Source organism: Novosphingobium sp. NPDC080210 (assembly GCF_050281025.1).
Lineage (GTDB): Bacteria > Pseudomonadota > Alphaproteobacteria > Sphingomonadales > Sphingomonadaceae > Novosphingobium.
Genome location: NZ_JBNNWL010000002.1, coordinates 525,350 through 551,366 on the forward strand (window position 1 = coordinate 525,350; position 26,017 = coordinate 551,366).

General features: G+C 65.0%; 30 protein-coding genes and 1 tRNA gene. 14 read left to right on the forward strand and 17 right to left on the reverse strand.

Annotation, left to right across the window (positions count from 1 at the left end; all coding sequences use genetic code 11):
• Positions 1–23 precede the first annotated feature (23 nt).
• Genes ACQKOE_RS08680 through ACQKOE_RS08690 form a run of 3 tightly spaced genes read right to left on the reverse strand, consistent with a single transcriptional unit; the run spans position 24 to position 3,496 of the window.
• Entirely contained in the window at positions 24–947 is a 924-nt protein-coding gene (locus ACQKOE_RS08680) for a hypothetical protein (protein ID WP_427512425.1), read from the reverse strand.
• The gene (locus ACQKOE_RS08685) at positions 937–2,298 is read right to left on the reverse strand and encodes a replication-associated recombination protein A (RefSeq protein WP_427512426.1); all 1,362 of its coding nucleotides are present in this window, start codon (positions 2,296–2,298) and stop codon (positions 937–939) included. Before ACQKOE_RS08685 ends, ACQKOE_RS08680 begins: the two co-directional genes overlap by 11 nt.
• 37 nt (positions 2,299–2,335) lie before the next feature.
• Positions 2,336–3,496, reverse strand: coding sequence for a glycosyltransferase family 4 protein (locus ACQKOE_RS08690; RefSeq protein WP_427512427.1), 1,161 nt, complete (start codon positions 3,494–3,496; stop codon positions 2,336–2,338).
• A 145-nt stretch (positions 3,497–3,641) separates the two neighbouring features.
• On the opposite strand from ACQKOE_RS08690, the gene ACQKOE_RS08695 reads away from it, so the two are divergent.
• On the forward strand, positions 3,642–4,466 hold the full coding sequence (locus ACQKOE_RS08695; RefSeq protein WP_427512428.1) for an outer membrane protein: 825 nt from the start codon (positions 3,642–3,644) through the stop codon (positions 4,464–4,466).
• 215 nt (positions 4,467–4,681) lie between these two features.
• On the opposite strand, the gene typA is transcribed toward ACQKOE_RS08695, so the two are convergent.
• On the reverse strand, positions 4,682–6,511 hold the full coding sequence (gene typA, locus ACQKOE_RS08700) for a translational GTPase TypA (RefSeq protein WP_427512429.1): 1,830 nt from the start codon (positions 6,509–6,511) through the stop codon (positions 4,682–4,684).
• Between the two features lie 172 nt (positions 6,512–6,683).
• Between typA and ACQKOE_RS08705 the strand changes: the two genes are divergently transcribed.
• Positions 6,684–7,211: a DUF805 domain-containing protein gene (locus ACQKOE_RS08705; RefSeq protein ID WP_427512430.1), complete on the forward strand. Its 528-nt coding sequence runs from the start codon at positions 6,684–6,686 to the stop codon at positions 7,209–7,211.
• Between the two features lie 2 nt (positions 7,212–7,213).
• On the opposite strand, the gene ACQKOE_RS08710 is transcribed toward ACQKOE_RS08705, so the two are convergent.
• Both ACQKOE_RS08710 and ACQKOE_RS08715 read right to left on the reverse strand, forming a co-directional pair.
• Positions 7,214–9,724: an ABC transporter permease gene (locus tag ACQKOE_RS08710; RefSeq protein ID WP_427512431.1), complete on the reverse strand. Its 2,511-nt coding sequence runs from the start codon at positions 9,722–9,724 to the stop codon at positions 7,214–7,216.
• Positions 9,721–10,413, reverse strand: coding sequence for an ABC transporter ATP-binding protein (locus tag ACQKOE_RS08715; protein ID WP_427512432.1), 693 nt, complete (start codon positions 10,411–10,413; stop codon positions 9,721–9,723). The genes ACQKOE_RS08710 and ACQKOE_RS08715 overlap by 4 nt, the downstream gene beginning before the upstream one ends.
• 48 nt (positions 10,414–10,461) lie before the next feature.
• Here ACQKOE_RS08715 and ACQKOE_RS08720 point away from each other — a divergent pair, with 48 nt between their 5' ends.
• Positions 10,462–11,169: an arylesterase gene (locus tag ACQKOE_RS08720; protein ID WP_427512433.1), complete on the forward strand. Its 708-nt coding sequence runs from the start codon at positions 10,462–10,464 to the stop codon at positions 11,167–11,169.
• Here the strand turns inward: ACQKOE_RS08720 and recF are convergent.
• A complete protein-coding gene (gene recF / locus ACQKOE_RS08725) occupies positions 11,138–12,211 on the reverse strand; it encodes a DNA replication/repair protein RecF (RefSeq protein WP_427512434.1) in 1,074 nt (357 codons plus the stop codon). The two genes, ACQKOE_RS08720 and recF, sit on opposite strands and share 32 nt — an antisense overlap.
• Positions 12,212–12,434: 223 nt before the next feature.
• Between recF and ACQKOE_RS08730 the strand changes: the two genes are divergently transcribed.
• The gene (locus ACQKOE_RS08730) at positions 12,435–12,575 is read left to right on the forward strand and encodes a hypothetical protein (RefSeq protein ID WP_374589359.1); all 141 of its coding nucleotides are present in this window, start codon (positions 12,435–12,437) and stop codon (positions 12,573–12,575) included.
• A complete protein-coding gene (locus ACQKOE_RS08735) occupies positions 12,572–12,787 on the forward strand; it encodes a PspC domain-containing protein (protein WP_427512435.1) in 216 nt (71 codons plus the stop codon). The genes ACQKOE_RS08730 and ACQKOE_RS08735 overlap by 4 nt, the downstream gene beginning before the upstream one ends.
• Before the next feature lie 51 nt (positions 12,788–12,838).
• Here the strand turns inward: ACQKOE_RS08735 and ACQKOE_RS08740 are convergent, their stop codons facing one another.
• Complete coding sequence (locus tag ACQKOE_RS08740; RefSeq protein ID WP_427512436.1) at positions 12,839–13,561, reverse strand: queuosine precursor transporter; 723 nt, start codon at positions 13,559–13,561, stop codon at positions 12,839–12,841.
• Between the two features lie 64 nt (positions 13,562–13,625).
• Between ACQKOE_RS08740 and ACQKOE_RS08745 the strand changes: the two genes are divergently transcribed.
• The 9 genes from ACQKOE_RS08745 (at position 13,626) to ACQKOE_RS08785 (ending at position 20,024) form a co-directional block, all read left to right on the forward strand.
• Positions 13,626–13,702: transfer RNA gene (locus ACQKOE_RS08745), tRNA-Arg, on the forward strand.
• Positions 13,703–13,978: 276 nt separating this feature from the next.
• Positions 13,979–14,854 (forward strand): cyclase family protein, encoded by an 876-nt coding sequence (locus ACQKOE_RS08750; RefSeq protein WP_374590009.1) that lies wholly within the window; start codon positions 13,979–13,981, stop codon positions 14,852–14,854.
• Between the two features lie 81 nt (positions 14,855–14,935).
• Positions 14,936–15,286, forward strand: coding sequence for a cupin domain-containing protein (locus ACQKOE_RS08755; RefSeq protein ID WP_374590007.1), 351 nt, complete (start codon positions 14,936–14,938; stop codon positions 15,284–15,286).
• Positions 15,283–16,083 carry an SDR family NAD(P)-dependent oxidoreductase gene (locus ACQKOE_RS08760; RefSeq protein ID WP_427512437.1) on the forward strand — a complete coding sequence of 267 codons (801 nt, stop codon included), beginning with the start codon at positions 15,283–15,285 and terminating at the stop codon, positions 16,081–16,083. Before ACQKOE_RS08755 ends, ACQKOE_RS08760 begins: the two co-directional genes overlap by 4 nt.
• 3 nt (positions 16,084–16,086) lie before the next feature.
• Positions 16,087–17,010: a 3-hydroxyacyl-CoA dehydrogenase family protein gene (locus ACQKOE_RS08765; protein WP_427512438.1), complete on the forward strand. Its 924-nt coding sequence runs from the start codon at positions 16,087–16,089 to the stop codon at positions 17,008–17,010.
• Complete coding sequence (locus ACQKOE_RS08770; RefSeq protein ID WP_427512439.1) at positions 17,000–18,226, forward strand: MFS transporter; 1,227 nt, start codon at positions 17,000–17,002, stop codon at positions 18,224–18,226. The genes ACQKOE_RS08765 and ACQKOE_RS08770 overlap by 11 nt, the downstream gene beginning before the upstream one ends.
• Positions 18,216–19,151, forward strand: a complete 936-nt coding sequence (locus tag ACQKOE_RS08775; protein ID WP_427512440.1) for a 3-keto-5-aminohexanoate cleavage protein — start codon at positions 18,216–18,218, stop codon at positions 19,149–19,151. Before ACQKOE_RS08770 ends, ACQKOE_RS08775 begins: the two co-directional genes overlap by 11 nt.
• A gap of 140 nt (positions 19,152–19,291) precedes the next feature.
• On the forward strand, positions 19,292–19,873 hold the full coding sequence (locus tag ACQKOE_RS08780) for a hypothetical protein (RefSeq protein WP_427512441.1): 582 nt from the start codon (positions 19,292–19,294) through the stop codon (positions 19,871–19,873).
• Entirely contained in the window at positions 19,866–20,024 is a 159-nt protein-coding gene (locus ACQKOE_RS08785) for a hypothetical protein (protein ID WP_427512442.1), read from the forward strand. Before ACQKOE_RS08780 ends, ACQKOE_RS08785 begins: the two co-directional genes overlap by 8 nt.
• Before the next feature lie 9 nt (positions 20,025–20,033).
• Here the strand turns inward: ACQKOE_RS08785 and ACQKOE_RS08790 are convergent, their stop codons facing one another.
• The 9 genes from ACQKOE_RS08790 to leuC all read right to left on the reverse strand — a co-directional run bounded on the left by ACQKOE_RS08790 (position 20,034) and on the right by leuC (position 25,978).
• Positions 20,034–20,834: an NUDIX hydrolase gene (locus tag ACQKOE_RS08790; protein WP_427512443.1), complete on the reverse strand. Its 801-nt coding sequence runs from the start codon at positions 20,832–20,834 to the stop codon at positions 20,034–20,036.
• A 294-nt stretch (positions 20,835–21,128) separates the two neighbouring features.
• A complete protein-coding gene (grxD, locus tag ACQKOE_RS08795) occupies positions 21,129–21,458 on the reverse strand; it encodes a Grx4 family monothiol glutaredoxin (RefSeq protein WP_374589008.1) in 330 nt (109 codons plus the stop codon).
• Positions 21,459–21,478: 20 nt separating this feature from the next.
• Positions 21,479–21,712: a BolA/IbaG family iron-sulfur metabolism protein gene (locus ACQKOE_RS08800; RefSeq protein ID WP_427512444.1), complete on the reverse strand. Its 234-nt coding sequence runs from the start codon at positions 21,710–21,712 to the stop codon at positions 21,479–21,481.
• A gap of 3 nt (positions 21,713–21,715) precedes the next feature.
• Positions 21,716–22,039, reverse strand: coding sequence for a DUF1476 domain-containing protein (locus ACQKOE_RS08805; RefSeq protein WP_374589012.1), 324 nt, complete (start codon positions 22,037–22,039; stop codon positions 21,716–21,718).
• A gap of 199 nt (positions 22,040–22,238) precedes the next feature.
• Positions 22,239–23,237 carry an NADPH:quinone oxidoreductase family protein gene (locus tag ACQKOE_RS08810; protein WP_427512445.1) on the reverse strand — a complete coding sequence of 333 codons (999 nt, stop codon included), beginning with the start codon at positions 23,235–23,237 and terminating at the stop codon, positions 22,239–22,241.
• Position 23,238: 1 nt separating this feature from the next.
• On the reverse strand, positions 23,239–23,832 hold the full coding sequence (gene leuD / locus ACQKOE_RS08815) for a 3-isopropylmalate dehydratase small subunit (protein ID WP_374589016.1): 594 nt from the start codon (positions 23,830–23,832) through the stop codon (positions 23,239–23,241).
• Positions 23,832–24,014, reverse strand: a complete 183-nt coding sequence (locus ACQKOE_RS08820; protein WP_374589018.1) for a hypothetical protein — start codon at positions 24,012–24,014, stop codon at positions 23,832–23,834. Before ACQKOE_RS08820 ends, leuD begins: the two co-directional genes overlap by 1 nt.
• Before the next feature lie 39 nt (positions 24,015–24,053).
• On the reverse strand, positions 24,054–24,551 hold the full coding sequence (locus tag ACQKOE_RS08825; RefSeq protein WP_427512490.1) for a DNA-deoxyinosine glycosylase: 498 nt from the start codon (positions 24,549–24,551) through the stop codon (positions 24,054–24,056).
• Positions 24,548–25,978: a 3-isopropylmalate dehydratase large subunit gene (gene leuC / locus ACQKOE_RS08830; RefSeq protein ID WP_427512446.1), complete on the reverse strand. Its 1,431-nt coding sequence runs from the start codon at positions 25,976–25,978 to the stop codon at positions 24,548–24,550. Before leuC ends, ACQKOE_RS08825 begins: the two co-directional genes overlap by 4 nt.
• Positions 25,979–26,017 lie beyond the last annotated feature (39 nt).

Below are 26,017 nucleotides of genomic sequence, written 5' to 3' on the forward strand. Positions count from 1 at the left end.
CTTTTGTGCAGGCGTCCTTAGAACTATCGGGCGCCGAAGGTCCACCCCTCTGTTCGTGCAATTTCATCAGTCAGACCAGCAGGGTGCCAAAGCGCGCTGTCCTCCGCTGCGTTTCGCAGCCAGGCAGCGGTAATCAGGGCATCGCTGGCATGGTCGGCAATCGGTCCTGCGCCGGGAACGGGGGAGCAGCCAAGCTCCATCAAAGCCTGGTTCAACCCTTCGTAATCGCGAATCTTCGATTTCGCCGCGCTGCGTCCGGCGGCCATGGCGGCAATCGTGGTGTAGATTTCCACCACCACCGAGCCGCTGGGCGGCAGGGGATCGACCGGCCAGACCGGCAGGTGCCCGGACAGGCGGTGGAGCAGGCGCATCCCGGTCAGGCTGGACTTGCCGACCTGCGCCGCGCCGACCAGGTTGAAGTTGGAATAGGGCTTGCACCCCATGGCCTCCTGCGCGCGCTCCGTTACGCGAAAGCGCCCGCGTCCGCCGCCGAACAGATCGCCCTCGCGCCCGCCGTGGCGGCGAAAGTGGCGCGCGGCCTCCAGATGATCGACGAAGCTGGAAACGGACAAGTGCGGATCATCGGCGCAGAGCCGGTCCACAAGTGCCCATAGCGAACGGGCATCGGCGGGGCTGTCCGCCCAGCCGGGAAAGAAGGCCCCGCAATCGGCATGGGCCAGACCGATTCCTATGTCGAACCCGACCAGCGTATCGGCGGGCAATTTGCTGCGCAGCCAGTCCAGCACCTCGCTGCGGGACCAGCGGTGGCCGGGGCGGACCAGCGCGGGCGCGGGGTCTTCCTGCGCCAGCAGTGCCACGGCAATCCCGCGATGCCGCTCACCCGCAGCGCCGGACCAGTCGATGGCGGCAAAGTGGCGGAAGCGTCCTTCGAGACGGCCTCTGCCTGCGGCTTCGGCCTCCTCAGGAAGAACGGGCTTATTTTTCATCCGCTCGCCCTGAGGAGCGAGGACTTAGGTCCGAGCGTCTCGAAGGGTCCGCGCGCTTCTTGTCCCACCATTCCAGCCGCTTCAGCACCTCGCGCTCAAATCCCCGCTCGACCGGCTGGTAATAGCGTTGCGGTTCCATCCCGTCTGGCCAGTAGTTCGCGCCGGAAAAGCCGTCCTCCGCCTCGTGGTCATAGGCGTAGTCCTTGCCATAGCCGATGTCCTTCATCAGCTTGGTCGGGGCGTTCAGGATATTGGCCGGCGGGCTGAGGCTGCCGGTTTCCTTCGCGCTTTTCCATGCGGCTTTTTGCGCCACATAGGCCGCGTTCGATTTGGGCGCGGAGGCAAGGTAGAGGCAGGCCTGCACAATCGCCAGTTCGCCTTCGGGACTGCCAAGGAACTGATAGGCGTCCTTGGCAGCAAGGCACTGGGTCAGTGCCTGGGGGTCGGCCAGGCCGATATCCTCGCTGGCAAAGCGGACCAGGCGGCGGAGCACGTAGAGCGGTTCCTCTCCCGCGGTCAGCATCCGCGCGAGGTAATAGAGTGCCGCCTGCGGGTCCGATCCGCGCAAGGCTTTGTGGAGCGCCGAAATCAGGTTGTAATGCCCGTCGCGGTCCTTGTCATAGACGGCCACGCGGCGTTGCAGGAACTTGCCCAGGCCCGCTGGATCGAGCGGTTCGGCAATCTTCGCATTGTACAGCGTTTCGGCCTGGTTGAGCAGGAACCGGCCATCGCCATCGGCACTGGCGACCAGGGCCTCGCGCGCTGCGGCGGTCAGGGGCAGGGGGCCTTCCAATTGCTCGGCGCGGGTCAGCAGGGTATCCAGCGCCGCCGCGTCGAGCCGGTGGAGGATCAGCACCTGTGCGCGGGAAAGCAGCGCAGCGTTCAGGGCAAAGCTGGGATTCTCGGTCGTCGCGCCGACCAGCGTCACCGTGCCGCGCTCAACAAAGGGCAGGAAGCCATCCTGCTGGGCGCGGTTGAAGCGGTGGATTTCGTCCACGAACAGCAGGGTGCGCTGCCCGGCCCTGGCCGCAGTCTCCGCCTCGGCAAAAGCTTTTTTCAGGTCGGCCACCCCGGAAAAGACCGCGCTGACCGCGGCAAAGCGCATTCCCACTGCATCGGCCAGCAGGCGGGCGATGCTGGTCTTGCCGGTGCCGGGCGGTCCCCACAGGATCATGCTGGACAACTTGCCCGCGCCGACCATCCGGCCAATCGCGCCTTCCGGGCCGGTCAGGTGTTCCTGCCCGATCACTTCGCCCAGATGGGCGGGGCGCAGGCGGTCCGCCAGCGGAGCGTCTTCAGCCAGCGCTTCGGGTGGGGATGCAGGCAAATCGTCAGGGAACAGGCCGCTCATCGATTCGGTTTAGCCGCTGCGGCCCCGATTTGCACGCTCAGGCGCGAAGTGCCTTTTCCTTCTGCCGGATCAGGCGGATGTAGGTATCGGCGACGACCTGGTTGATCTGGTCCCAGGAAAAGGCCTCGCTGCGCTTTTCGCCCGCTGCGCCGTGGGCCGCGCGCAGGGCCGGGTCTTCGACATAGGCGCGCAAGGCTTCGGCGAACTGGTGTACTGCGCCGGGGCGGATCAGGCGGCCCGAGCGGCCATTGTCGACCAGGTTCTGGCTGCCCGTGGCAGCGGCGGCGACGACCGGGAGGCCGCAGGCCATCGCCTCAAGACTTACATTGCCGAAGGTTTCCGTGGTGGATGGGAAGAACAGCACGTCCATCGAGGCGACTGCCTTGCCCAGGTCCTTGCCCGCCATAAACCCGGCAAAGACTGCATCGGGCAGGCGCGCCTCCAGCCAGGCGCGTGCCGGACCGTCGCCGACGATCAGGGTACGGTGGACCACGCCGCGGCGGCGCAGTTCGTCAATCGTGTCGGAAAAGACGTCCAGCCCCTTTTCCATCACCAGGCGGCTGTGGAAGCCGACGACGACTTCGTCATCGGCAATGCCCATCGCGCGCCGCCAGCTCATGTCGCGCAGGCCGGGGTTGAAGATCTCGCGGTCGACCCCGCGCGACCAGATGTCGATGTCATAGTTCATGCGCTGGTCGCGCAGGACCTGGGCAAAGCTTTCGGACGGGGCGACCAGGGCATCGCAGCGGCGATAGAAGCGGCGCAGCAAGGCTTCGACCACCGGTTCGAACCAGGCCATATTGTAATAGCGGAAATAGGTTTCAAACCGGGTGTGGACCGATGCCAGGACCGGCAGGTTTCGCTTGCGGGCCCAGGTGACGGCGCGGTGGCCGCTGATGTCGGGCGCGGAAACGTGGACCACATTGGGGTTGAACTCGGCCAGATCGCGCTTGATCCGGCTGTTGACCCCGCCCGACAGGCGGTATTCCGGGCGGCCCGGAATCGGCATGGACGGCAGGCTGATCAGGTCACCCGTCGGCTCGAACGCTGGCGTGTCCGTCGTGGGCGCATAGACACGCACCTGCGCGCCGGTGCGGAGCAAGTATTCGACCAGGCGATTGAGCGCCTGGTTCGCCCCATCGCGGACATAGTTGTAGTTGCCGCTGAACAGGGCGATCCGCAGATCCGAAGTCTTCATGCAGTGCCTTTAGCGCAGCACCCGTCGCGTGACCAGAACGATGCGGGGGCGAGCCGTGCAACTTTATTGCCGGATCGAATGATATTCTAAGCAACTTGGTCGCTTGCTCGCGTGTTTCTTCCCAGCGCAACCAATGAGGAAACACATGACCAAGATTACCCTAGCCCTACCATTGATCGCAGCCGCAGCGATTGCGAGCCCCGCCATGGCGCAAGACCGCGAGGATCACTTCAACGGCTTTTACGTCGGCGCGTCGGTCGGCAAGGCCAATGCCTCGAACAACAAGGATGCCAACCCGGTTCAGTTCGACACCAACCGTGACGGCGAATTCACCGATACGGTCACGACGACGACTGGAACCAATGTTTTCACGCCCGGCTTCTGCCCGGGTGTCGCCACCGGCACCGCGCCGGGAAGCTGCGATGGCGATGATGACGATCTCGAATATGCCGCGCGCATGGGTTACGACATGCGCATGGGCAATTTCGTGGTCGGGGGCTTGCTGGAAGCAAGCAAGCCGCAGCTCCGCGACGCCGCAACAGCCTACAGCACTGCTCCGGCCGGTTATAACCTGAGCCGCGAACTGGACTACGCCGTGTCGGCCCGCGCGCGTCTGGGCTTCACGCCGGGCGGCGGCGCGCTGTTCTACGCCACGGGCGGTCCGAGCTATGCCAAGATCAAGCATGATTTCACCACCACCAACACGGCCAATACCTTCACCCCGACCAACGATGGCGAGATGACCTGGGGCTGGCAGGCTGGCGGCGGCGCCGAAATCATGGTCGCGGGCAACCTGTCGCTGGGTCTGGAATACCTCTACAACCGCTATGACGACGACAAGTACTATGTCGCGGCGGGTGCGGGCACGGCACCGACCAACCCGCTGGCGACCAACGGCGGCACCTATCTCCGCCAGGACCCGAAGTTCCAGTTCCACTCCGTCCGCGCGACGCTGGGGCTGCAGTTCTGACCTGAAACCAGGCAGTCCTTCGAGACGGCGCTTCAGCCTGCGGCTTCAGCGCCTCCTCAGGACGAACGGGAGACAAACCCCGCTCAGGCTGAGCTTGTCGAAGCCGGTTCGTTGCCGTTGAAGCTTGGACAGGCTCAGGTGAGCGGTTTGCCCAAACAAAAAGGACCGCCGGGCATTCCGGCGGTCCTTCGTGTTTAAAAGCGAGGCAGCCTGGATCAGGCCATTTCCTTCTTGCGGCCGGCCTTCTTGCGCTCATGCGGATCAAGGATCGCCTTGCGGACGCGGATCGACTTGGGGGTCACTTCGACCATTTCGTCGTCGTCAATATAGGCAATAGCCTGTTCCAGGGTCATGATCTTGGGCGGGGTCAGGCGGATCGCGTCGTCCTTGCCGGTCGAACGGAAGTTCGTCAGCTGCTTGGACTTCATCGGGTTGACTTCCAGATCGTCCGGCTTGGCGTTTTCGCCGATGATCATGCCTTCATAGATCTTGTCCTGCGGGCGCACGAACAGGATGCCGCGGTCTTCAAGGCTGTTCAGCGCATAGGCCACGGCCTCACCCGTGCAGTTCGAGATCAGCACGCCGTTGATGCGGCCTTCGATCACGCCCTTGTGCGGGCCGTACTTTTCGAACAGCCGGTTCATGATCCCGGTGCCGCGCGTGTCGGACAGGAATTCGCCGTGGTAACCGATCAGGCCGCGCGACGGTGCCGAGAAGGTCAGGCGGGTCTTGCCCGCGCCCGAGGGACGCATTTCGGTCAGTTCCGCCTTGCGGCGCTGCATCTTGTCCACCACGGTCGACGAATATTCGTCGTCCACGTCGATCACGACCGTTTCATAAGGCTCGGTGCGCTGGCCGCCTTCTTCACGGAACAGCACGCGCGGGCGGCTGATGCCCAGTTCAAAGCCTTCGCGGCGCATGGTTTCGATGAGGACGCCCAGCTGAAGTTCGCCGCGACCGGCCACTTCAAAGCTGTCCTTGTCCTCGCTCTCGGTCACGCGGATCGCGACGTTGGTTTCCGCTTCGCGCAGCAGACGGTCGCGGATCATGCGGCTGGTCACCTTGTCGCCCTCGCGGCCCGCAAAGGGGCTGTCGTTGACGGCAAAGCGCATGGCAAGGGTCGGCGGATCGATCGGCTGGGCCTTGATCGGCACGGTGACTTCCGGCGCCGCGACGGTGTTGGCCACGGTGGCCTTTTCCAGACCAGCCAGGGCGATGATGTCGCCAGCCTTGGCTTCGTCCACCGGCACGCGCTCCAGCCCGCGGAACGACATCAGCTTGGACGCGCGGCCCACTTCGATCACGTTGCCTTCGCTGTCGAGCGCGCGGATCGGATCGTTGACCTTGATCCGGCCCGACTGGACGCGGCCGGTCAGCACGCGGCCCATAAAGTTGTCACGGTCCAGCAGGGTCGCCAGGAAGCTGAACGGGCCTTCCTCGTCCAGTTGCGGCGCGGGCACGTGGTCCACGATCTTTTGGAACAGCGGAGTCAGCGTACCTTCGCGCAAGCTCGGGTCTTCGTTGGCATAGCCGTTGCGGCCCGAGGCGTAGAGCACGGGGAAGTCGCACTGTTCATCCGTCGCATCGAGTGAGACGAACAGGTCGAACACTTCGTCCAGCACTTCCTGGATGCGCTCGTCCGGGCGGTCGACCTTGTTGACCACCACGATCGGACGCAGGCCCAGGGCCAGCGCCTTGCCGGTGACGAACTTGGTCTGCGGCATCGCGCCTTCCGAGCTGTCGACCAGCAGAATCACGCCATCGACCATGCTCAGGATGCGTTCCACTTCGCCGCCGAAGTCGGCGTGGCCGGGGGTGTCGACGATGTTGATCCGGGTGCCGTTCCATTCGACCGAAGTGCACTTGGCCAGAATGGTGATCCCGCGTTCCTTTTCGAGATCGTTGGAATCCATCGCACGCTCTTCGACGCGCTGGTTTTCGCGGAAAGTGCCGGATTGGCGGAACAGCTGGTCAACCAGGGTGGTCTTCCCATGGTCAACGTGGGCGATGATGGCGATATTGCGCAGCGGCAGCGGGGCGGACATTGGGAAGCTTCTTTCTATCGGAAGGCGGCGCGCCTGTTGCACCGCAGCATTGCGCGCGCCCCTAGCCTAAGAGCGGCCAAGGAGCAAGCACGGCGGCTTTTGCTTGCGGCAAGCCGGGCAATGTGGTGAGAGCAGGGCAGGGAATAAGGGGGCGTAGCAAAAGGGATTTGCTATGCTGCAATGGATGATCCTGCCGCTGAAACGCTATGCCGACTTTTCCGGTCGGTCGCGCAGGCGGGAGTTTTTCGGGTTTTTCGCGCTCAATACCGTGGTCACGGGGGCGCTGCTGGGGCCGATCTGGACCTGGCTCGTGGGCAATGCCGCTGCGCTCAAGGCGGCGGGCCTCTCGCCAAAGCTGGCCGGGACGATTGCCGATCCCAGCCCGCTGGTGCTGGGGCTTGGCCTGCTGGGCGGCCTGTGGGCGATTGCCACGCTGATTCCCACCGTCTCGCTGTCGGTGCGCCGCCTGCACGATCGCGCGATGAGCGGGTGGTGGTACCTTGCCTTTGTCCTGCTGGCTCTGGCGATCACCTTCGCCGACGTCCCGCTGGGCGGTTTCATCCTGGCAGTCGCCTATCTGGCGGTGATGTCCCTGCCGGGCACGCGCGGCGACAACCGCTATGGAGCCGATCCCCGCCTGGGGGAGGGGCGCACGGCGGATTCGAACGTCCTGGCCTTTGACGCCGCCGCGCGGTCCTGACCCTAAAGCTCGCGCAGAGCCTGCGCGGGTTTGGCCCGCAGCAAGGGCAGTGAGGCCGCCAGCGCGAAGAGAATGACCAGGGCGAGGCCCAGGCCCAGGGTGCCGAAGACCACCGGCCAGTCGGGCAGCCAGTCGAATTCGAACAGCTTGACCACCACCAGCCAGGCTGTGCCTGTGCCCAGGGCCAGGGCGACGCCTGCCAGCACAGCGGCGAGCAGGGCATATTCGGCCAGTTGCAGGCCGAGCAACTGGCTCCGGCTGGCGCCCAGTACGCGCAGGATCACATTGTCATAGATCCGGGCAGCGCGGGCCGCCGCGATTGCGCCCAGCAGTACCGCGATGCCCGCCAGCACCGCGACCGAGGCGGCGGCGAGGACGGCCAGGCTGACTTGCCGCAACAGGTCGCGCGCCTGGGTCAGGACGCCGCCAACCTCGATCACCGAGCTGGAAGGGAAGCCCTTGACCAATGCGCGGAGCATTCCGCCGCGCTGCGCGTCCTTGGGCAGATCGATCATCGCGGCCAGGTTGTGCGGGGCGTCAGCAATGGCATTGGGGCTGAACACCAGCACATAGTTAAAGCCCAGCGAATCCCAGTCGATCCGGCGGAACGAGGAGATCTTGGCCGTGCGCTCCACGCCCAGCAGGCCGATGGTAAGCTGGTCGCCGATTTTCAGGTCGAGCGCCTCGGCCAGGCGCTCGTCGATGGAGACCAGCGGCTCTCCTGCATAGTCACGGGGCCACCATTTCCCAGCGGTGATGACGTTCCCTTCGGGCACGTCCACCGAATAGGTCAGTCCGCGTTCGCCGCGCAGGGGCCAGGCGTCTTCGGGGATTTCCTTCAGGCTGGACACCCGGATCATGCGGTCCGCCGGACCATAGGCGAGGATCGAGCCGCGCAGGGCAGGAACGCTGCGGACCTTCGCGCCCGGTGCCTCGCGCTCGACCGTCGCGGCAAATTCAGGTGCACGGTCACGCGGCACGTCGAGCACGAAATAGTCCGGCGCGCGCTGCGGCACGCGGGCCTGGATATTCGCGTCCAGGCTGGTCTGGATCGCGGCCAGCAGGACGAATGCGGCAAGACCAAAGCCAAGCGCCGTGACCAGCGCACCGGTCTGTGCGCCGGGGCGGTGGAGGTTGGACAAGGCGATCCGCAGCAGCGGCTTTTCCGGACGCGGCAGGCGCGCGGCCAGCGTGCGGATGCCCCAGCCGAGCGCGCCGAGCAGCAGGAGCAGTCCCGCCGCTCCGGCCAGGAAGCCCAGCACCATCTGCGGCTGGCGGCTGCCGATCAGCGAGAGGCCGACGATCCCGGCCACGCCCAGCGCAACCGGCAGAGCAGCATCGCGCCACCGGCTGGACAGCGGCGCGACCCGCGCACGGAACAGTGCCATGGCCGGAAAGCGACGCGCGGCCAGCAGCGGCGGCGCGGCAAAGACCAGCGCGACCAGCAAGCCGAAAGCGGCGGCGCGGACCAGCGCCCAGGGATCGAAAGTAAACCCGGTCGCAACCGGCAGCAACTCGCCCAGTGCCTTGGCGAGCAGCGGCGTGACCAGCACGCCCGCTGCCAGACCGGCCAGGCTGCCGACGACAGCGGCAGCAGCGATCTGGAGCAGGTAGATCCGGGCAATGTCGCGGCTGGTTGCGCCCAGTACCTTGAGCGTCGCCACTGAGCCGCGCCGCGCTTCCAGATAGGACGAAACCCCGCCGCCAATGCCGATCCCGGCAATCACCAGTGCAGCGAGGCCGACCAGGATCAGGAAATCACCCATCCGTGCGACGAACCGCTCGGCCCCCGGCGCGGCGCGATCCCGGGTACGCAGTTCAAAGCCGGACGAGGGAAATTGCTGCTTGAGCCGGTCGACCACCAGTTCCGGGTTCTGCGCGGCGGGCAGGGCGATGCGGACTTTGGTGCGGTACATCGCGCCTGGCGCGGTCAGGCCGGCCTTCGCTGGTACTTCCGCATGGGCCAGCACAACCGGGCCGAGCGTGAAGCCCTCGCCCAGGCGGTCAGGCTCATCGGCAATGATGCCCCCGACCTTCAGGGTCAGGGAGCCGATGGAGATCGTGCTGCCCGGGCCGATGCCCAGGCGGTCTGCCGCACCCTGGCCGATCCACACTTCGCCCGGCGGCGGCGCGCCGAGGCGGCGGCCGTCCTTCAGGGTCAGTTCCCCGACCAGCGGCCAGGCCTCGTCCACGGCCTTCAGTTCAACCGGAGCGGCGAGGTCGCCAGCGCGGGCCATGGCCTGCATCCGGGTTCCGGTCGAGACTTTGCCGAGGCGCTGGAAAGCCGCCAGTTCGGCTGCCGTTGCGCCGCGCTGCCAGACCGAGACTTCCACGTCTCCGCCCAGAATCGTGCGGCCCCGGCTGGACAGTTCCTTGCCGATTGCGCCGGTCAGCGTGCCAATTGCCGCCAGTGCGCCCACGCCCAGGAACAGGCAGACCAGCAACAGGCGCAGGCCCCGGAACCGGGCGGAAAGATCGCGCCGCGCGATGGTCCAGGCGGTGCGCCAGTTCATGCCGCAGCGCTATCCTTGGCAATCCGGCCATCGGCCAGCGTGACCACGCGCTCGCACTTTTGCGCCAGTCCGGCATCGTGGGTGATGATGATCAGCGTCGCGCCAGCCTCCGCCCGGCGAGCGAAGAGCAGGTCCACGATCCCCGCGCCAGTCGTCGCGTCCAGGTTTCCGGTCGGTTCGTCGGCGAAGACCAGCGGCGGGCGCGGGGCGAGGGCGCGGGCAATGGCCACGCGCTGCTGCTCGCCGCCGGAAAGCTGCGCCGGATAGTGGGACAGGCGGTGGCCCAGACCCACGGCGGTCAGTTCCGCTTCTGCCCGCGCGCGGGCATCGGGCATTCCGGCCAGTTCCAGCGGCGTCATGACGTTTTCCAGCGCGGTCATGGTCGGCAGCAGGTGGAAGGCCTGAAGCACTACGCCGATCCGGCCGCGCCGCGCCGTGGCCAGCCCATCCTCGTCCATGACCGCGAAGTCGGCCCCGGCGACGGTCAGTTGCCCGGATGTGGCGCGCTCCAGCCCGGTCAGCACGGCCATCAGGCTGCTCTTGCCCGAACCCGAAGGGCCGAGCAGGGCCAGCGTCTGGCCTTGCGGCACGGTCAGGTCGATGCCGCGCAGCACGTCGACCGCGCTGCCTGCATCGCCAAGGGTGAGGGTGAGGTTTCGGGCGTCAATCGCCAGGGAGGGGCTTGTCACGCGGCGGGGATGCCATAGCTAGAGGGAAAGAACAGGAGAATTCCGGTTATGAAATGGAAACTTGCCGCGGCACTTGCAACCCTGTCCCTCGGGGCATGCGGCAGCGAACCAGCGCCTGCTCCGACGCAGAGTGCCAGCCCCGCCATGCCCGATCTGCCGGTGGTGGGAGAGGAAGTGTCGATCCTGGCGCTGGGTGACAGCCTGTTCGCCGGATACGGGGTGGAACCGGGGCAAAGCTATCCCGCGCGGCTCGAAGCGGCGCTGCGAGGGCGCGGAATCAACGCGAAAATCACCAATGCGGGCGTTTCCGGCGATACGACGGCGGGCGGCTTGCAGCGGCTGGACTTCGTGCTGAACGGGATGAAAAGCCCGCCCGCGCTGGTGGTCGTCAGCCTGGGCGGCAACGACATGCTGCGCGGCCTGCCGCCCGAACAGACGCGCAAGAACCTCGACGAATTGCTGACCCGGCTCGACCAGCGCAAAGTGCCGGTCCTGCTGATGGGGATGCTGTCCGCGCCCAACTGGGGGGCAGACCATGCCAAGGCTTTCAATGCGATCTATCCTGAACTGGCGCGCAAGCACGATGCGGCGCTGGTGCCGTTTTTCCTGCAAGCGGTGATCGACAAGCCGCAACTGATCCAGGCGGATCGCATCCACCCGACGGCGCAGGGGATCGAGGAAATGGTCGCGGCGACAGTGGGCGAAGTCGCCAAGGCCCTGCCTGCTAAGCCAGCTTCTCCGCCAGCCCCTCGCTGACCCGCCAGACCGCCGCCTCGCCGGTGATCGCATCGAAGGGGGCAAGCTCGGTTCCGGTCAGCCAGACCTGGGCGGAACCGGCGCGGAGGCGGTCGAACAGGGCTTCGCGGCGCAGCGGATCGAGGTGTGCGGCCACTTCATCCAGCAGCAGCACGCCGGGACGATCGGGATCGAGCAGTCCGGCGTGGGCCAGGGTGATCGCGATCAACATGGCCTTCTGCTCGCCGGTCGAACAATCGGCGGCGGGCTGGTTCTTGCCCGCCATGGTGACGTTCAGTTCATCGCGGTGCGGGCCCACCAGAGTGCGCTGGGCCGCGCGGTCGCGCCTGCGGCCCTGCGCCAGCGCTTCGGCAAGTTCCTCCGCTCCGGTCGGGCCGCCCACTTCATAGCGCAAGGCGGGGCGGGCAAAGGGCGCTTCGGGCAGGGCATCGAGCGCCACGGCAAGCCGCTCCACCAGCCGCTGCCGCGCCTGGGCTACGGCGGCTCCCGCTTCGGCCAGTTGCAGTTCGATGGCGTCGAGCCAGCGCGGGTCCGGTTCCTGCTCATCCCCCAGCAGGCGGTTGCGTTCGCGCAGCGCGCCTTCCAGCTTGGCGGCGTTCTTCGCATGCGCCGGCTCCAGCGCCAGGACCAGCCGGTCAAGGAACCGCCGCCGTGCGCCTGCGCTCTCCGCGAACAGGCGGTCCATGGCCGGGGTGAGCCAGCCGACGGATAGCCACTCGCCCAGCCGCACCGCCGGGACTTCTGCACCGTTCACTTGCACCACGCGGCGGCCGGGCCGCTCGGCCCGCACCCCGCTGCCCAGCGTTACGGCCTCGTCCAGCACTGCGCTGACGGCAAAGCTGCCATCGCCCAGTTTAGCGGGAATTTCAGGCAGGGCAGCGCGGCGCAGTCCCCGGCCCGGGGCGAGCAGCGACAGCGCTTCCAGCACATTGGTCTTGCCCGCGCCGTTCTCTCCCACCAGCAGGTTGAACTGCGCCGTTCCATCAAGCCGGGTCGCCTGGTGGTTGCGGAAATTGGCAAGGGTGATGCGGTCAAGCCCCATGGGCGCCGCGATAGAGCGAGAGGGGCCGCGCTGTCACGCCAAAGCGTGATCCAAAAAGTTGGGAATTTTTCCCAACAGTTGTTTCTTGCGCGGGGGCGAACAAATCGTTCATCCGCCAGAAAGCCCGGAATTGCGTAGTTTTGCGCATTTGGCACGCCTTCTGCAATCAGACCGGCATCTGCGGAATGATCCGCAAGCCAGACTGAAACGAAGGGATAATACCATGACGCACCAATCCACTCTCGCCAACAAGCTCGCAGCGGCTGCTTCGGCTTTCGTTCTTTCGCTGGTCCTGATCAGCGGCACCGTGTCGATGCCCTCTACTGCCCAGGCCCAGACCGTCTACGTTGGAGAAATCGCGTGAACATCAGCAACCACGGGGGCAATGACATGACCACTGGCCGCACTTTCCGCCTCGACAAGGCAAACGGCAAGTTCATGGGCGTGTGCAGCGGCATCGCCAATTATACCGGCTGGGACGCCAACCTGATCCGCATCGGCTTTGCGCTGGGCACGATCTTCGGTTTCGGCTCGCTGATCCTGGTCTACCTGGCAATCGGCCTCATCGCCGATTGAGCCATCGCCGGTGAGGCCCCGCCCGTCGCGGCGGGGCCGAACACCGCCGGCCTAAACCGCCTCGGTTTTCGCAAAAGGCGAAAAGTCGGTGCCGGTATCGTAAACGTCCACGCCTTCGCGGTGCTTGAACCAGCCGACCACGGCATAGGTCACCGGCGTCAGCAAGGCTTCCCACAGCACTTTCAGCAGCCAGTTGGTGACCATGACGGTCAGGACCTGCTGCGGCGTCCAGATGCCCAGGAAGGCAACCGGATAGAAGATCAGGCTGTCCACGCCTTGCCCGAACACGGTCGAACCAATGGTGCGCGCCCACAGGTGCTTGCCTTGGGTGATGATCTTCATCTTGGCGAGGACAAAGCTGTTGACGAATTCGCCTGCCCAGAAGGCCAGGACCGATGCGGCAACGATGCGCCAGGTCGATCCGAACACGCTTTCATAGGCGGCCTGTCCGTCCCAGCCTTCCGCCGGAGGCATGGCCACCACGACATAGCTCATGAAGGCCATGAAGATCAGCGCGCCGAACCCCATCCACACGCAGCGCCGGGCGTTGGCATAGCCGTAAACCTCGGTCAGCACGTCGCCGATCACATAGGACAGCGGGAAGAACAGGATGCCCGCGCCAAAGGTGAAGCCGCCCACCGTCGCCAGCTTGGCCGCGCCGATCAGGTTGGATAGCAGCAGGATCGCCACAAAGGCCGCCATGACATAGTCAAAATAGCGGAAGTGGCGGCGGGCGCCTGAAACGCCATCGATGCTCTGGATTGTCCCCGTCATGGAAAAGCACGCTAACCCCATTTGCGCGCAAGGCAAACCCTGCCTATGAGGACAGGCCTTTCGCGCGCCCGTAGCTCAGTTGGATAGAGCACGAGACTTCTAATCTTGAGGCCGCTGGTTCGACTCCAGCCGGGCGCGCCATTTCACAACATAGCGATCAACCGGCACTGCTTTGCCATGCCTGAGACTGCCTCGCACCCTTGCGGCACGCCCGAGATGCGGGCGGGTGCGCGCAGCCGTGTACGATTCCGCAAACTGCTGATCAAAGAGCAAAATCTCTCTGGAAGGGCAAGGTGATCGATTGCAAACAACCGCATTGCGGGTTTGTATAACCGTTATGCGGTTTTTGTTTGACTCGGTGCGGCACCCGGCAATAGCTTCGCGACGAAATCGACAACCAAGTCACAGGAGAGAGGGATGCCCGGTTGGGAAGAAGGCGATTGGCGCGACGAAACGCTGTTCAAGGGGTTCAAGGAGCAGAACCTGCTCAACTCGATGGGGCTTGAGTTCTATGACCTCAGCCACCCGTGGGGCCTAGGGCAGCCGTGCTGGCCCTATTTCGAAGACGTCAAGATCGAGCGGCTCCACGGCATGTCGAAGTCCGGCGTGCTGACCCAGCGCATCACCACCGTGATGCATTCGGGCACGCATATCGACGCGCCGGCCCATGTGGTGGAAGGCACGCCGTTCATGGACGAAGTGCCGCTGCCCTATTTCTTCGGTTCGGGCGTTGTCGTTTCGATCCCCAAGAACAAGTGGGAAGTCATCACCGCCGAAGACCTTGAGAACGCGCGGCCCAAGATCCGCGAAGGCGACATCGTGATCGTCAACACCGGCTGGCACAAGTATTACGGCGATAACATGCACTACTACGGCTACTCGCCGGGCTTCTACAAGGACGCCGGGGAGTGGTTCGTGAAGAAGGGCGTCAAGATGTGCGGGTCGGACACCCAGGCGCTTGACCACCCGCTGGGCACGGCCATCGGTCCGCACGGACCGGGCGCGCCAAATGGCCTGATTCCCCGCATCAATGAGGAATACGAACAGCTGACCGGGCGCAAGGTCATTGAAGACTTCCCGTACTGGGAGCCGTGCCACAACGCGATCCTTTCCGCCGGGATCTGCGGGTTCGAAAACGTCGGCGGCGATATCGACAAGGTTACCGGAAAGCGCGTGACCTTCGCGGCTTTCCCCTGGCGGTGGAAGAAGGGCGATGGGTGCATCGTGCGCCTGGTCGCCATCGTCGATCCCAAGGGTACTTTCCGCATCGAAACCGGCGCGGACCGCGATTGAGTTCCCTCAGGGGCGGCGGACGTGACCCGCCGCCCCGTCCTTACCAACATGGCAATTCGCCGAAGTTTCGGGAGGTGCGACATGCAGGTCGTCAGGCTGAGCGATGCGCAAACCTATATCGCCCCCAAGCACTACGACATGCGCTCGCTGCGGTTGCAGGGCTTTGACGCGAGTGCGGCAGACTTTGCCTGGCTGGGCCTGTCCTATTTCCTGCCGGGCGGCGGGGCCGAGATGGACGCCGGGCCGCTGGGCAAGATCTACGTCGTCCTGGAGGGCGAAGTAACCATCGAACTGGGCGACGGGCGGACCGAAGTCCTGCGCCCGCTCGACAGCTGCTTCATTCCCGGCGGCGAGGCCCGCGCCGTACGCAATGACGCAAACGTGGTCGCCGCAATGCTGGTGATGATGCCCTATCCGGAGAAATCGGCATGAGCCTGCCCAGGATCGATACCGCGGCGCTGTTCGACGTTGCCGGCAAGTCGGCCATTGTCGTCGGCGCGACCGGCGCCTTTGGCAAGGTGGTCTGCGCCACGCTGGGCAAGGCTGGCGCGCGCCTGACCATTACCGCCGGGAACGCTAGCGAACTCAGCCTGCTGGAAAAGGAATTGCAGGACGCGGGGATGACCTGCGTGCCGGTAAACCGCCGTCCGAACAGCGAGGCTGACTGCAAGGCGATCGTCGATGCGGCCGTTTCGGCTTACGGCGGGGTCGATATTCTGGTGATCGCTTCGGGCACCAACGACGTCGGGATGATCGGCGATCAGACGCCTGAGCGGTTTCAGGCGGTCATGCTGGCCAATGTCGAAGGCGCCTGGCTAATGGCGCGGGCTTGCGGTCAGCAGATGATCGCGCAGGGACGCGGCGGGAAAGTGGTGTTCACTTCTTCCGCGCGCGGCAAGCTGGGCCATCCGGCGGGCTATTCGGCCTATTGCACGTCGAAATCCGCCGTGGACGGTCTCACCCGCTCGCTGGGCTGCGAATGGGGCAAGCACGGGATCACGGTCAACGCGATTGCGCCCACGGTTTTCCGCTCCCCGGTCACCGCCTGGATGTTCGCCGATGACGACAATGCCCGGAAAGTGCGCGAAGGGTTCCTGGCCCGCGTGCCCATCGGGCGGCTGGGCGAACCGGAAGACCTTGCCGGGCCGCTGCTGTTCCTGTGTTCGCGCGCCTCCGATTTCCATACCGGCCACATCGTCTATGCCGATGGCGGCTATACGGCGGGCTGACGGATGACGAAGCCCGTCATAGCCGTGATCGGCGGGGGCCTGATGGGTGCCGGGATCGCGCAGACCTTTGTCAGCGCCGGGCACCGGGTGTGGGTCCATGAACCCTTCGACGATGTCCGCGCGACTGTGGTGGAGCGGATCGCGGCGGGGCTGAAGCAGGTCGGCGACGATCCTGCGGCTGTCGACCTGGTTGCCGTCACCAGCGACCTTGCCACAGCGGTCGGGCAGGCCCGCTTCGTTACCGAAGCCGCGCCGGAAAAGCGGGAGCTGAAGCGCGAGATATTCAGCCGCCTGGTCGAGCTTGCCCCGCCTGACGCGATCCTGGCCAGCAACAGCTCGGTCATGCCGATTGGCAGCATCGTGGACGGCCTGCCCACGGCAGAGCGCATGGTCGGCACCCATTGGTGGAACCCGGCAGTGTTGATCCCGCTGGTCGAAGTGATCCAGGGCGAACAGACCTCCGACGCGACGGTGGCGGCGACCATGGAACTGCTGGCCAGCGTCGGAAAAAAGCCCGCCCATGTGAAAAAGGACGTTCCCGGCTTTGTCGCCAACCGGCTGCAACATGCCCTGTGGCGCGAGGCGATTGCCATGGTGGCCGATGGCATTTGCGATGCCCGCACGGTGGACGATTGCGTGAAGAACAGTTTCGGCCTGCGGCTGGCCGTCCTCGGCCCGCTGGAGAATGCCGATCTGGTCGGGCTGGACCTGACCCTGGACATTCACCGCACGATCATTCCGGAACTGGACCGCAGTTCGGGACCAAATTCCTTGCTTAAAGAGCGAGTTGCGGCAGGTGCGCTTGGCTTTAAGACCGGCGAAGGATTCCAGCAGTGGACGCCTGAACAACAGGCGGCACTGCGCGAAACACTGGTGAGGCACCTGGTGCGCCACCGGGAGGACAAGGGGAGAGAGCATGAAGGCTGACAGCAGCGCGGAGAACGTCCGCGACAGTTATCGCGCGAAAGAGTTCCAGATCGTCACCTTGATGGCGCTCGGCTTTGGCCTGGTCGGAATCGACCGGTTCCTGATCACGCCGCTGTTCCCGGTGATCGCCAAGGAACTGGGCCTCAGCTATGGCGACATCGGAACGATTTCCGGTGCGCTCGCCCTGGCCTGGGGCGCGGCGGCGCTGTTGATGGGCAACCTTTCCGACCGGATCGGGCGCCGCAAGGTGATCGTCGGCTCCCTGATCGTCTTCGCACTGCTGATCGGCGGTAGCGGTCTGGCGACGGGGCTGGGCGGGCTTGTGCTGGTCCGGGTGGTCATGGGTTTTGCCGATGGAGCCTATACGCCGCCCAGCATTTCCGCGACCCTTGAGGCCTCTCCGCCCAAGCGCCATGGCCTGAATATCGGTATCCAGCAGATGATGCTGCCGCTGTGCGGCTTGGGCATCGCTCCGATCATCGTGGCCGAACTGCTCCACGTGATCGACTGGCGCTGGATCTTCCTGGTATTCTCGCTGCCCGGTTTCGTCCTGGCCTATCTGGTGTGGAAGGTCCTGCCCGAACACAACACCCCGGACCTTGAGCGGAGCAGCTTTGCCGATTGGCGAACGGTCCTGGGCTATCGCAACATCCGCCTGCTGATGGCGCTGATGCTGTGCTGGCTGACCTGCCTGGTCACCACCAGCGCGCTGATGCCCAGCTACCTGATCGACCACATCGGCCTCAGCCAGTCGCAAATGGGCTGGGTCATGTCGGCAATCGGCCTGGGCGCGACCGTGGGCACCCTGGCGCTGCCGACCCTGTCCGACCGGCTGGGACGCAAGCCAGTCATGATCGCGTCGACCATCGGTATCGGGCTGTCGCTCTGGCAGCTTGGCCATACCGGTGCGGAGCCGCTGCAACTGTTCCTGTGGCTGGCGCTGGTCCACTGCTTCAACAATGCCGCGATCACCCTCACCGTTGGCCCGATCTGTTCCGAAACGGTCCCGGCAGGGCTGATGACCACGGCGACTGGGCTGGTCATCGCTTGCGGTGAGCTGTTCGGCGGCGGCATCGCACCGATGATCGCGGGGCAACTGGCCGACCGCTACGGCATCGATCACGTCCTGTTGCTTCCCATGGCGACCACTGCCGCAGCTTTCGTGCTGTCGCTGTTCCTCATCGAAACCCGCTGGAGTGCCGAGCATGACGGTTAAGTCGAACAAGGTCATCATCACCTGCGCCATCACCGGCGGTATCCATACCCCGACCCTGTCCGACGCCTTGCCCTATACCCCGGCGGACCTTGCCAGCCAGGCCATCGAGGCGGCACAGGCCGGAGCCGCGATCCTGCACATCCACGCCCGCGATCCGGAAACGGGCGCGCCGACGGGCAGCCCGGACGTCTACCGGCAATTCCTGCCGCAGATCAAACAGGCGACGGATGCGGTGATCAACCTGACCACTGGGGGCAGCCCCGACATGTCGCCCGAAGACCGCCTGGCCGGGGCACTGACCTTCTCGCCGGAAATGTGCTCGCTCAACATGGGCTCGATGAACTTTTCGTTCCATGACATGGGGCGCAAGGTGAAGGACTGGAAGTTTCCCTGGGAGGACCAGTACATCCTCGACAGCGAGAAGTTCATCTTCCGCAATACCTTTGCCGATATCCGCCGCAATTACGAGCTGCTCAGCGAACACGGCACCCGGTTCGAGCATGAATGCTATGACATCGGCCACCTCTACAACCTGGCCTATTTCGTCGACAAAGGGATCGCCAAGCCGCCGTTCTTCATCCAGTCGATCTTTGGCATCCTGGGCGGAATCGGTGGCGATCTGGACAACGTGATGTTCATGAGGCGCACTGCGGACCGGCTGTTCGGCAAGGACTATGTCTGGTCGGTTCTGGGGGCAGGGCGGTTCCAGATGCCGGTCTGCACCATGGCCGCGCAGCTTGGCGGGAATGTCCGGGTCGGTCTGGAGGACAGCCTGTTCATCGGCCGGGGCAAGCTCGCCAGTTCCAATGCGGAACAAGTCCGCAAGATCGTGCGCATCCTGGAAGAGCATGGGCTCGAACCGGCGACGCCTGCCGAGGCACGAGAAATCCTGGCCCTGAAAGGCGCGGACCGCACGCTGATCTGAACCCGGCCGGTCACGCGCCGGCTTGCTGGCGGCACCGCCACACCCGGCGGAACAATGCCGCCCGCCCCCGGTTACACTGGGGTTGGTCCGGCATTCCTTTCCGCATCGTCCGGCTGGGCCTGCTTGCCAAGGAGGCTGCCGTGACCTTTTCAGATACCGAACTGCTTCTGATCGTGCTGCTCGCACTGGTTGTCCTGGCGGGACTGTGGTTGTGGATGCGGCGCCGGCAGAGCGAGGCGCTGCGGGATCGTTTTGGCCCGGAGTACGATCGCACCGTCCATGTCGTCGGGGACGAGCGGAAGGCCGAGACGCTTTTGGCTGAGCGCGAAAAGCGCGTCTCTGCCTATACGATCAAGCCGCTGGCCCCGGAAATGCGCGACCATTTCGTCGAGACCTGGCGGCAAGTGCAGGCGCAGTTCGTTGACGATCCCAACTATGCCGTGACCCGCGCCGACGACCTGCTGGGCGAAGTGATGCGGGCCAGGGGCTATCCCATGTCCGATTTCGACCACCGCGCCGAGGACCTGTCGGTCGATCACCCGGAAGTGGTCCAGAACTATCGCCGCGCCCACGACATTGCGCTGCGCCATTCACGCGGGGAGGCGAGCACCGAGGACCTGCGCACCGCCATGATCCACTATCGCACGCTGTTCGATGATCTGGTCAATGAACCTGAGCTACATGCCGGGCAGCAGTTCCGGGAGCGGGATCGCCATGGCTGATGAGCGGGATCAAGAGGTGCGCCGGTTCGCCTTGCGCCACGGCCTGACCGAGGAGCAGGCGCGCCGTGTTCTGGAAGAGCACGGCGAGGATGAGAGCCGCTGGAGCGAAGCGGCCCGCAGCCTGATCCACTTCCTGAAATCGCCCGGCTGAAGGGCGGGCCTAGCCGCGCGCGGCGGTTTCCAGCACTTCGCCCTGGACCGGATAGCCCGCATCGTCAGGGATCAGCAGCCAGGGCACCCCGTCGCGCATTTCCATGTAAGGGGTGATCATCCGCGATGGATAATCCGCAACATGGGCGACAGCGGCATCGAAGCTGTCGAACAGGGCGAGGCGTTCCAGATTGCGGCGGGTGGGGAAAATCACCTTGATGTCGCCGGTGTCTGCCATGCGCAGGGCTTCCGTCGCGCTGGCCCAGAACAGGTGGGTGTTCTCGGTCGCATCGACCAGCAGATCGACCGCGCCCGTGCCCAGGTTGGCCAGGTAGAAGCGGGTATCGAAGACCCGGATTTCCTTGTGCTTGGGGCGCCACCGCGCAAACGGGATCAGGCCGTCCAGATCGAGCGTCCAGTTCATCGCTTCCAGCACCGGGGCCAGGGTTCCGACTTCCAGCAGATGGGCGCGGGCAGCCAGCGCTTCTTCCAGGCTGGGGCGCTGGTGCAGGCCGACCGCCAGGCCGGTTTCTTCCAGCGTTTCGCGGATCGAGGCAATGCGCGCGGCCAGCTCCTCGCGGTGTTCGTCTTCGCTGGCACCGTGCGCCTCGGCCAGTTCGTAGTCCGCGGGATCGACCCGCCCGCCAGGGAATACGGCTGCACCGCCGGCAAAGCGCATTTCCTTTGACCGCTGTACCATCAATAGCTGCGGGGGCCCGCCTTCGGGGCAATTGCGAAAGATCACCAGCGTGGCGGCGGGAGTGGCAGGGGGGACTTCGCCCTCTGGGTCGAACATTTCCTTGAGGTCCATGGCGACAAGGTGGAGCGTCAGGGGCGATTTGCCAAGCACTTTAATCGCCCGATTAGTGTCGGGAAATCTTACAAAACGCCGGCTGCCAGCGGGCCAGATTTTGATGAAATCAAGGAATTACGGGGCTTTGCGCGAATTGGCACAGTCCCTGCTTTATAAGAAATACCCCCGAGCAGTCTCGAACGAGGCGGGGCCGCTTCCTGGTCTCCGCGACCCGCCTCGATGAGCACTCAAGTCACCAAACGGAAACGGCCGGCAAATTTGCCGGCCGTTTTCTTTTCTGGATGAAGCGGATCAGGCGGCCGGGGTCAGGCCCGAATCAGCCATCAGCTGTTGCAGCTCGCCCGCTTCGTACATTTCCATCATGATGTCGCTGCCGCCGACGAATTCACCCTTCACATAGAGCTGCGGGATCGTCGGCCAGTCGGAAAAGGCCTTGATCCCCTGGCGGATTTCCATGTCCTGCAACACGTCGACGCCTTCATAGGGAACGCCCAGGTGCTCCAGGATCGCCACGGCACGGCTGGAAAAGCCGCACTGCGGGAACAGCGGCGTGCCCTTCATGAACAGGACGACGTCGTTGGAATTGACGATTTCGGCAATGCGGGCATTCGTATCGGACATGGGTGTAACTCCTCGCCGTCTCAGGTGGGAACGGCGGTGGTCAGTTGCAAGGCATGAAGCGCACCGCCCATGTCGTCGCCAATCGCCGCATAGACCAGCTTGTGCTGGGCCACGCGGGTCTTGCCGGCGAAGGATGCGGAAACGACGTGCGCCGCCCAGTGGTTATCGTCGCCGGCCAGGTCGGTCAGCGTCACTTCGGCGTCGGGTATGCAGGCCTTGATCCGGGCGACAATTTCGGCCCCGGGCATTGCCATGGATCAGACCTCGCCAATCAGGGCGCGGCGGGCTTCGACCGACTTGGCTTCCATCGCGGCGCGGATATCGGCTTCGCTGACGTCCACCCCAGCCGAAACCAGGTCGCCCAGCAGCTTGCGGATCACGTCCTCGTCACCCGCCTCTTCGAATTCGGCCTGGACGACAGCCTTGGAGTAAGCTTCCGCTTCAACGGCGGAAAGGCCCATCTTCTCGGCAGCCCAGCCGCCCAGCAGGCGGTTGCGCCGCGCGATGATGCGGAACTGCATTTCCTCATCGTGGGCGAATTTGGCTTCCTCGGCGCGTTCGCGGTCCTTGAAGTCGGTCATTTCTGCTCCTGAAGACTGGCCCGTCTGTCCCGCCGAATATGCCGGCACAGAAAGGCTTTTTACAATTCCCTGGCAGCCCTTGCACGTTGCCGCCATGGAGGCAAGCGCAGTGCAAGTGCGGCCCATCGGTTCGATCTTACCGGAGAATGGATGACCACAGCATTGATCGAGGCCAAGTCTCCGGCAGGGGCCGTTCCGTTTATTCCATCGACACCACGACCTTGCCGATGGCCTTGCGATCGGCCAGCATCGTGATCGCCTCGCCCCCGCGTTCCAGCGGGAAAGTGGCGGAAACCTTGGGGTTGATCTTGCCTGCCTTGAGCAGTTCGAACAGCTTGGCGATATGCGCCGCGTTGGCCTTGGGATCGCGCGCTGCGAAGGCGCCCCAGAACACGCCGCAGACGTCGCAGCTTTTAAGCAGGGTCAGGTTGAGCGGGAGCTTGGCAATGCCCGCCGGGAAACCGACCACGCAGAAGCGGCCTTCCCAGGCAATCGCGCGCACCGCCGGTTCGGAATAGTCGCCGCCAACGATGTCATAGACCACGTTGGCGCCTTCCGGCCCGCAGGCCGCCTTGAAGGCTTCGGCCAGAGCCTTGGACTGGTCCTTGTCCAACGGGGCGACCGGATAGATCACCACTTCATCGGCGCCATGTTCGCGCGCGACTTTGCCCTTTTCCTCGCTCGACACGGCAGCGACGACCTTGGCACCGTAAGCCTTGCCCAGTTCCACCGCAGCCAGGCCAACCCCGCCAGCCGCACCCAGCACCAGCAGGGTATCGCCCGCCTTCAGGTGGCCGCGATCCAGCAGGCCGTGCATGTTGGTGCCATAGGTCATCAGCAGCGAAGCGCCGGTTTCGAACGAAACGCCTTCGGGCAGGGGGAACAGCTTTTCGGCCGGGGCGAGGACTTCGGTGGCCAGGCCGCCATTGCCCATCATGGCGATCACGCGGTCACCCGCCTTCCACTGGGTCACGCCTTCACCCACGGCATCGACCACGCCGGACAGTTCGCCGCCCGGAGCAAAGGGCCGCTGCGGCTTGAACTGGTACATGTCCTTGATGATCAGGACGTCGGGATAGTTGATCGCGCAGGCCTTCACCTTGATGCGGACCTGGCCGGGGCCGGGAACCGGGCTTTCCAGTTCGTCGAGAGTCAGGGTTTCAGGACCGCCGACGGCGTGGCTGCGCAATGCTTTCATCTCATGCTACTCCCTTGGCGAGCCACGGCAGCGTGGCCCGGGCTTCATTTTCATATGCGGAAATCTGTGCGTCGCGGGCCATGGTCAGGCCCACTTCGTCGAGTCCTTCCAGCAGGCAGTGCTTGCGGAAGGGGTCGATCTGAAATTCGAACCGGTCCTGGAACGGGGTGGTGACCACCTGGTTTTCCAGGTCGATGTGGATCGGATCGGTTTTGGCCACTTCCAGCAAGCGGTCCACCGCTTCCTGTGGCAGGACGACGGTCAGGATGCCGTTCTTGAAGGCATTGCCGGAAAAGATGTCTGAAAACGAAGGCGCGATCACGGCCTTGATGCCCAGGTCCAGCAAGGCCCAGGCGGCGTGTTCGCGGCTGGACCCGCAGCCGAAATTGTCGCCCGCGATCAGGATGGGTGAGCCGGAAAACTCCGCGCTGTCGAACAGGTTGTCCGGATCCTTGCGCAGCGTTTCAAAAGCGCCGCGGCCCAGGCCGTCACGGGTGATGGTCTTCAACCAATGGGCCGGAATGATCACGTCGGTATCGACGTTCTTCGCGCCGAACGGGATCGCCCGGCCATCGACTTCGCGCAAGGGTTCCATCAATCGGTTTCCGGCGCGTCTTCGGGATGGGGCGGCGGCGCGGTGGGCTTCTTCGCCTGTTCGCGGCGGCGCGAGGCATAGAGCAGGGCGGCTGCCAGGGCGGCAGAGCCGATAGCGGCACCAGCCAGAGCGGCCTTGCCGGTCCAGCCCGGCTTTTCGGACTTGTCGGTTTCGTCGGTCATGCTTTCCCTATGTCCATAGCGGGGCTGCGGTTCAAGTATTCAGGCGAGGAAATCTTTCAAGACCATCCACCGCGCCAGCTTGTCTTCATAGCACATGGCGGCATGGGCCGGGCTGCTGGAGGGCAGGTCGATCAGGCGCAGCTGGTTACCGGCGAGCGCTTTGCGGCCCAGCGCGGCGGACTTTGCGCCGTTGAAGGCAATGGCCTGCAAGCTGGGAAGGGACGCGGCCAGATCGGCCAGCGGCGCGGCCTCTACGGCGCGGATCGCGGTGTCGAGACTGCCTTGCCGCCGGGCCGAGGCGATTACGTCCCACAGGCCGATGCCGCGCGCGGCGATGTGCTCCAGCCGCTGCGGGTAGGGCAGGGCGGGCAGGTCCGGCTGGCCGATGACTGCGCCGATCAGCCGCCAGAACAGGTTGCGCGGGTGGGCGTAATATTGCCGCGCGGCGAGCGAGGCTTCGCCCGGCAAGCTGCCGAGGATCAGGACGCGCGTATGCGGTCCAGCCTCGGGAGCGAAGGCGGATTTCCGCTCGCTCAGAGCAGTTCGCGCACGTCGGCCAGCTTGCCCGTCACCGCTGCGGCGGCGGCCATGGCCGGGCTGACCAGATGGGTCCGTGCGCCCGGGCCCTGGCGGCCGACGAAGTTCCGGTTGCTGGTCGAGGCGCAGCGCTCGCCTGCCGGAACCTTGTCCGGGTTCATGCCCAGGCAGGCCGAGCAGCCCGGTTCGCGCCATTCAAACCCGGCGGCGGTAAAGATCGCGTCCAGGCCTTCCGCTTCCGCCTGGCGCTTGACCAGGCCGGAACCGGGCACGACGATCGCCCACTTGACGTTCGGAGCCTTGGTCCGGCCCTTCAGCACGGCGGCAGCGGCGCGCAGATCCTCGATCCGGCTGTTGGTGCACGAACCGATGAATACGTTCTGCACTTCCACGTCCTGCAAGCGCTGGCCGGGGGTGAGGCCCATGTAGTCCAGGCTCTTGCGCGCGGCTTCCTGCTTGGACGGATCGGCAAAGCTTTCCGGTGCGGGGATCGTGCCAGTGATCGCCACTGTGTCTTCCGGGCTGGTGCCCCAGGTGACAGTGGGGGCGATGTCAGCGGCCTGGATCACCACTACCTTGTCGTACTTCGCGCCTACATCGCTGGCGAGGCTGCGCCACCAGGCCACGGCCTTGTCCCAATCCTCGCCCTTGGGGGCATAGGGGCGGCCCTGGACATAGGCGAAGGTCTTTTCGTCCGGAGCGATCAGACCAGCGCGGGCGCCATGCTCGATCGCCATGTTGGACACGGTCAGGCGGCCTTCGATGGAAAGGTCGCGGATGACCTGTCCGGTATATTCGATAACGTATCCGGTGCCGCCCGAGGCGCCCAGCACGCCGCAGATGTGCAGGACCACGTCCTTGGCCGTCACGCCCGGGCCAAGCTGGCCTTCGACGCGGACTTCCATGGTCTTGGACTGCTTGAGCAGCAGGGTCTGCGTGGCCAGCACGTGCTCAACCTCGCTGGTGCCGATGCCGAATGCCAGCGCGCCCAGGCCGCCATGGCAGGCGGTGTGGCTATCGCCGCAAACGATGGTTGCGCCGGGCAGGGAAAAGCCCTGTTCCGGCCCGACGACGTGAACGATGCCCTGCTCCGCATCGGCATCGCCTATCAGCCGCACCCCGAATTCCGGCGCATTGCGTTCCAGTGCGGCAAGCTGCTGTGCGCTTTCCGGATCGGTGATCGGAATGCGCTGGCCCTGCGCGTCGCGGCGGGCAGTAGTGGGCAGGTTGTGGTCCGGTACGGCCAGCGTCAGGTCCGGGCGGCGCACCTTGCGGCCCGATACGCGCAGTGCCTCGAACGCCTGGGGGCTGGTCACTTCATGGACCAGGTGGCGGTCGATATAGATCAGGCAGGTGCCATCGTCGCGGCGCTCAACCACGTGAGCGTCCCAGATCTTTTCGTAAAGCGTGCGCGGAGTCTGTGCCATGGCTGCGCCATAGGCAGGGCGCGGGGCATTTTGCAAGCG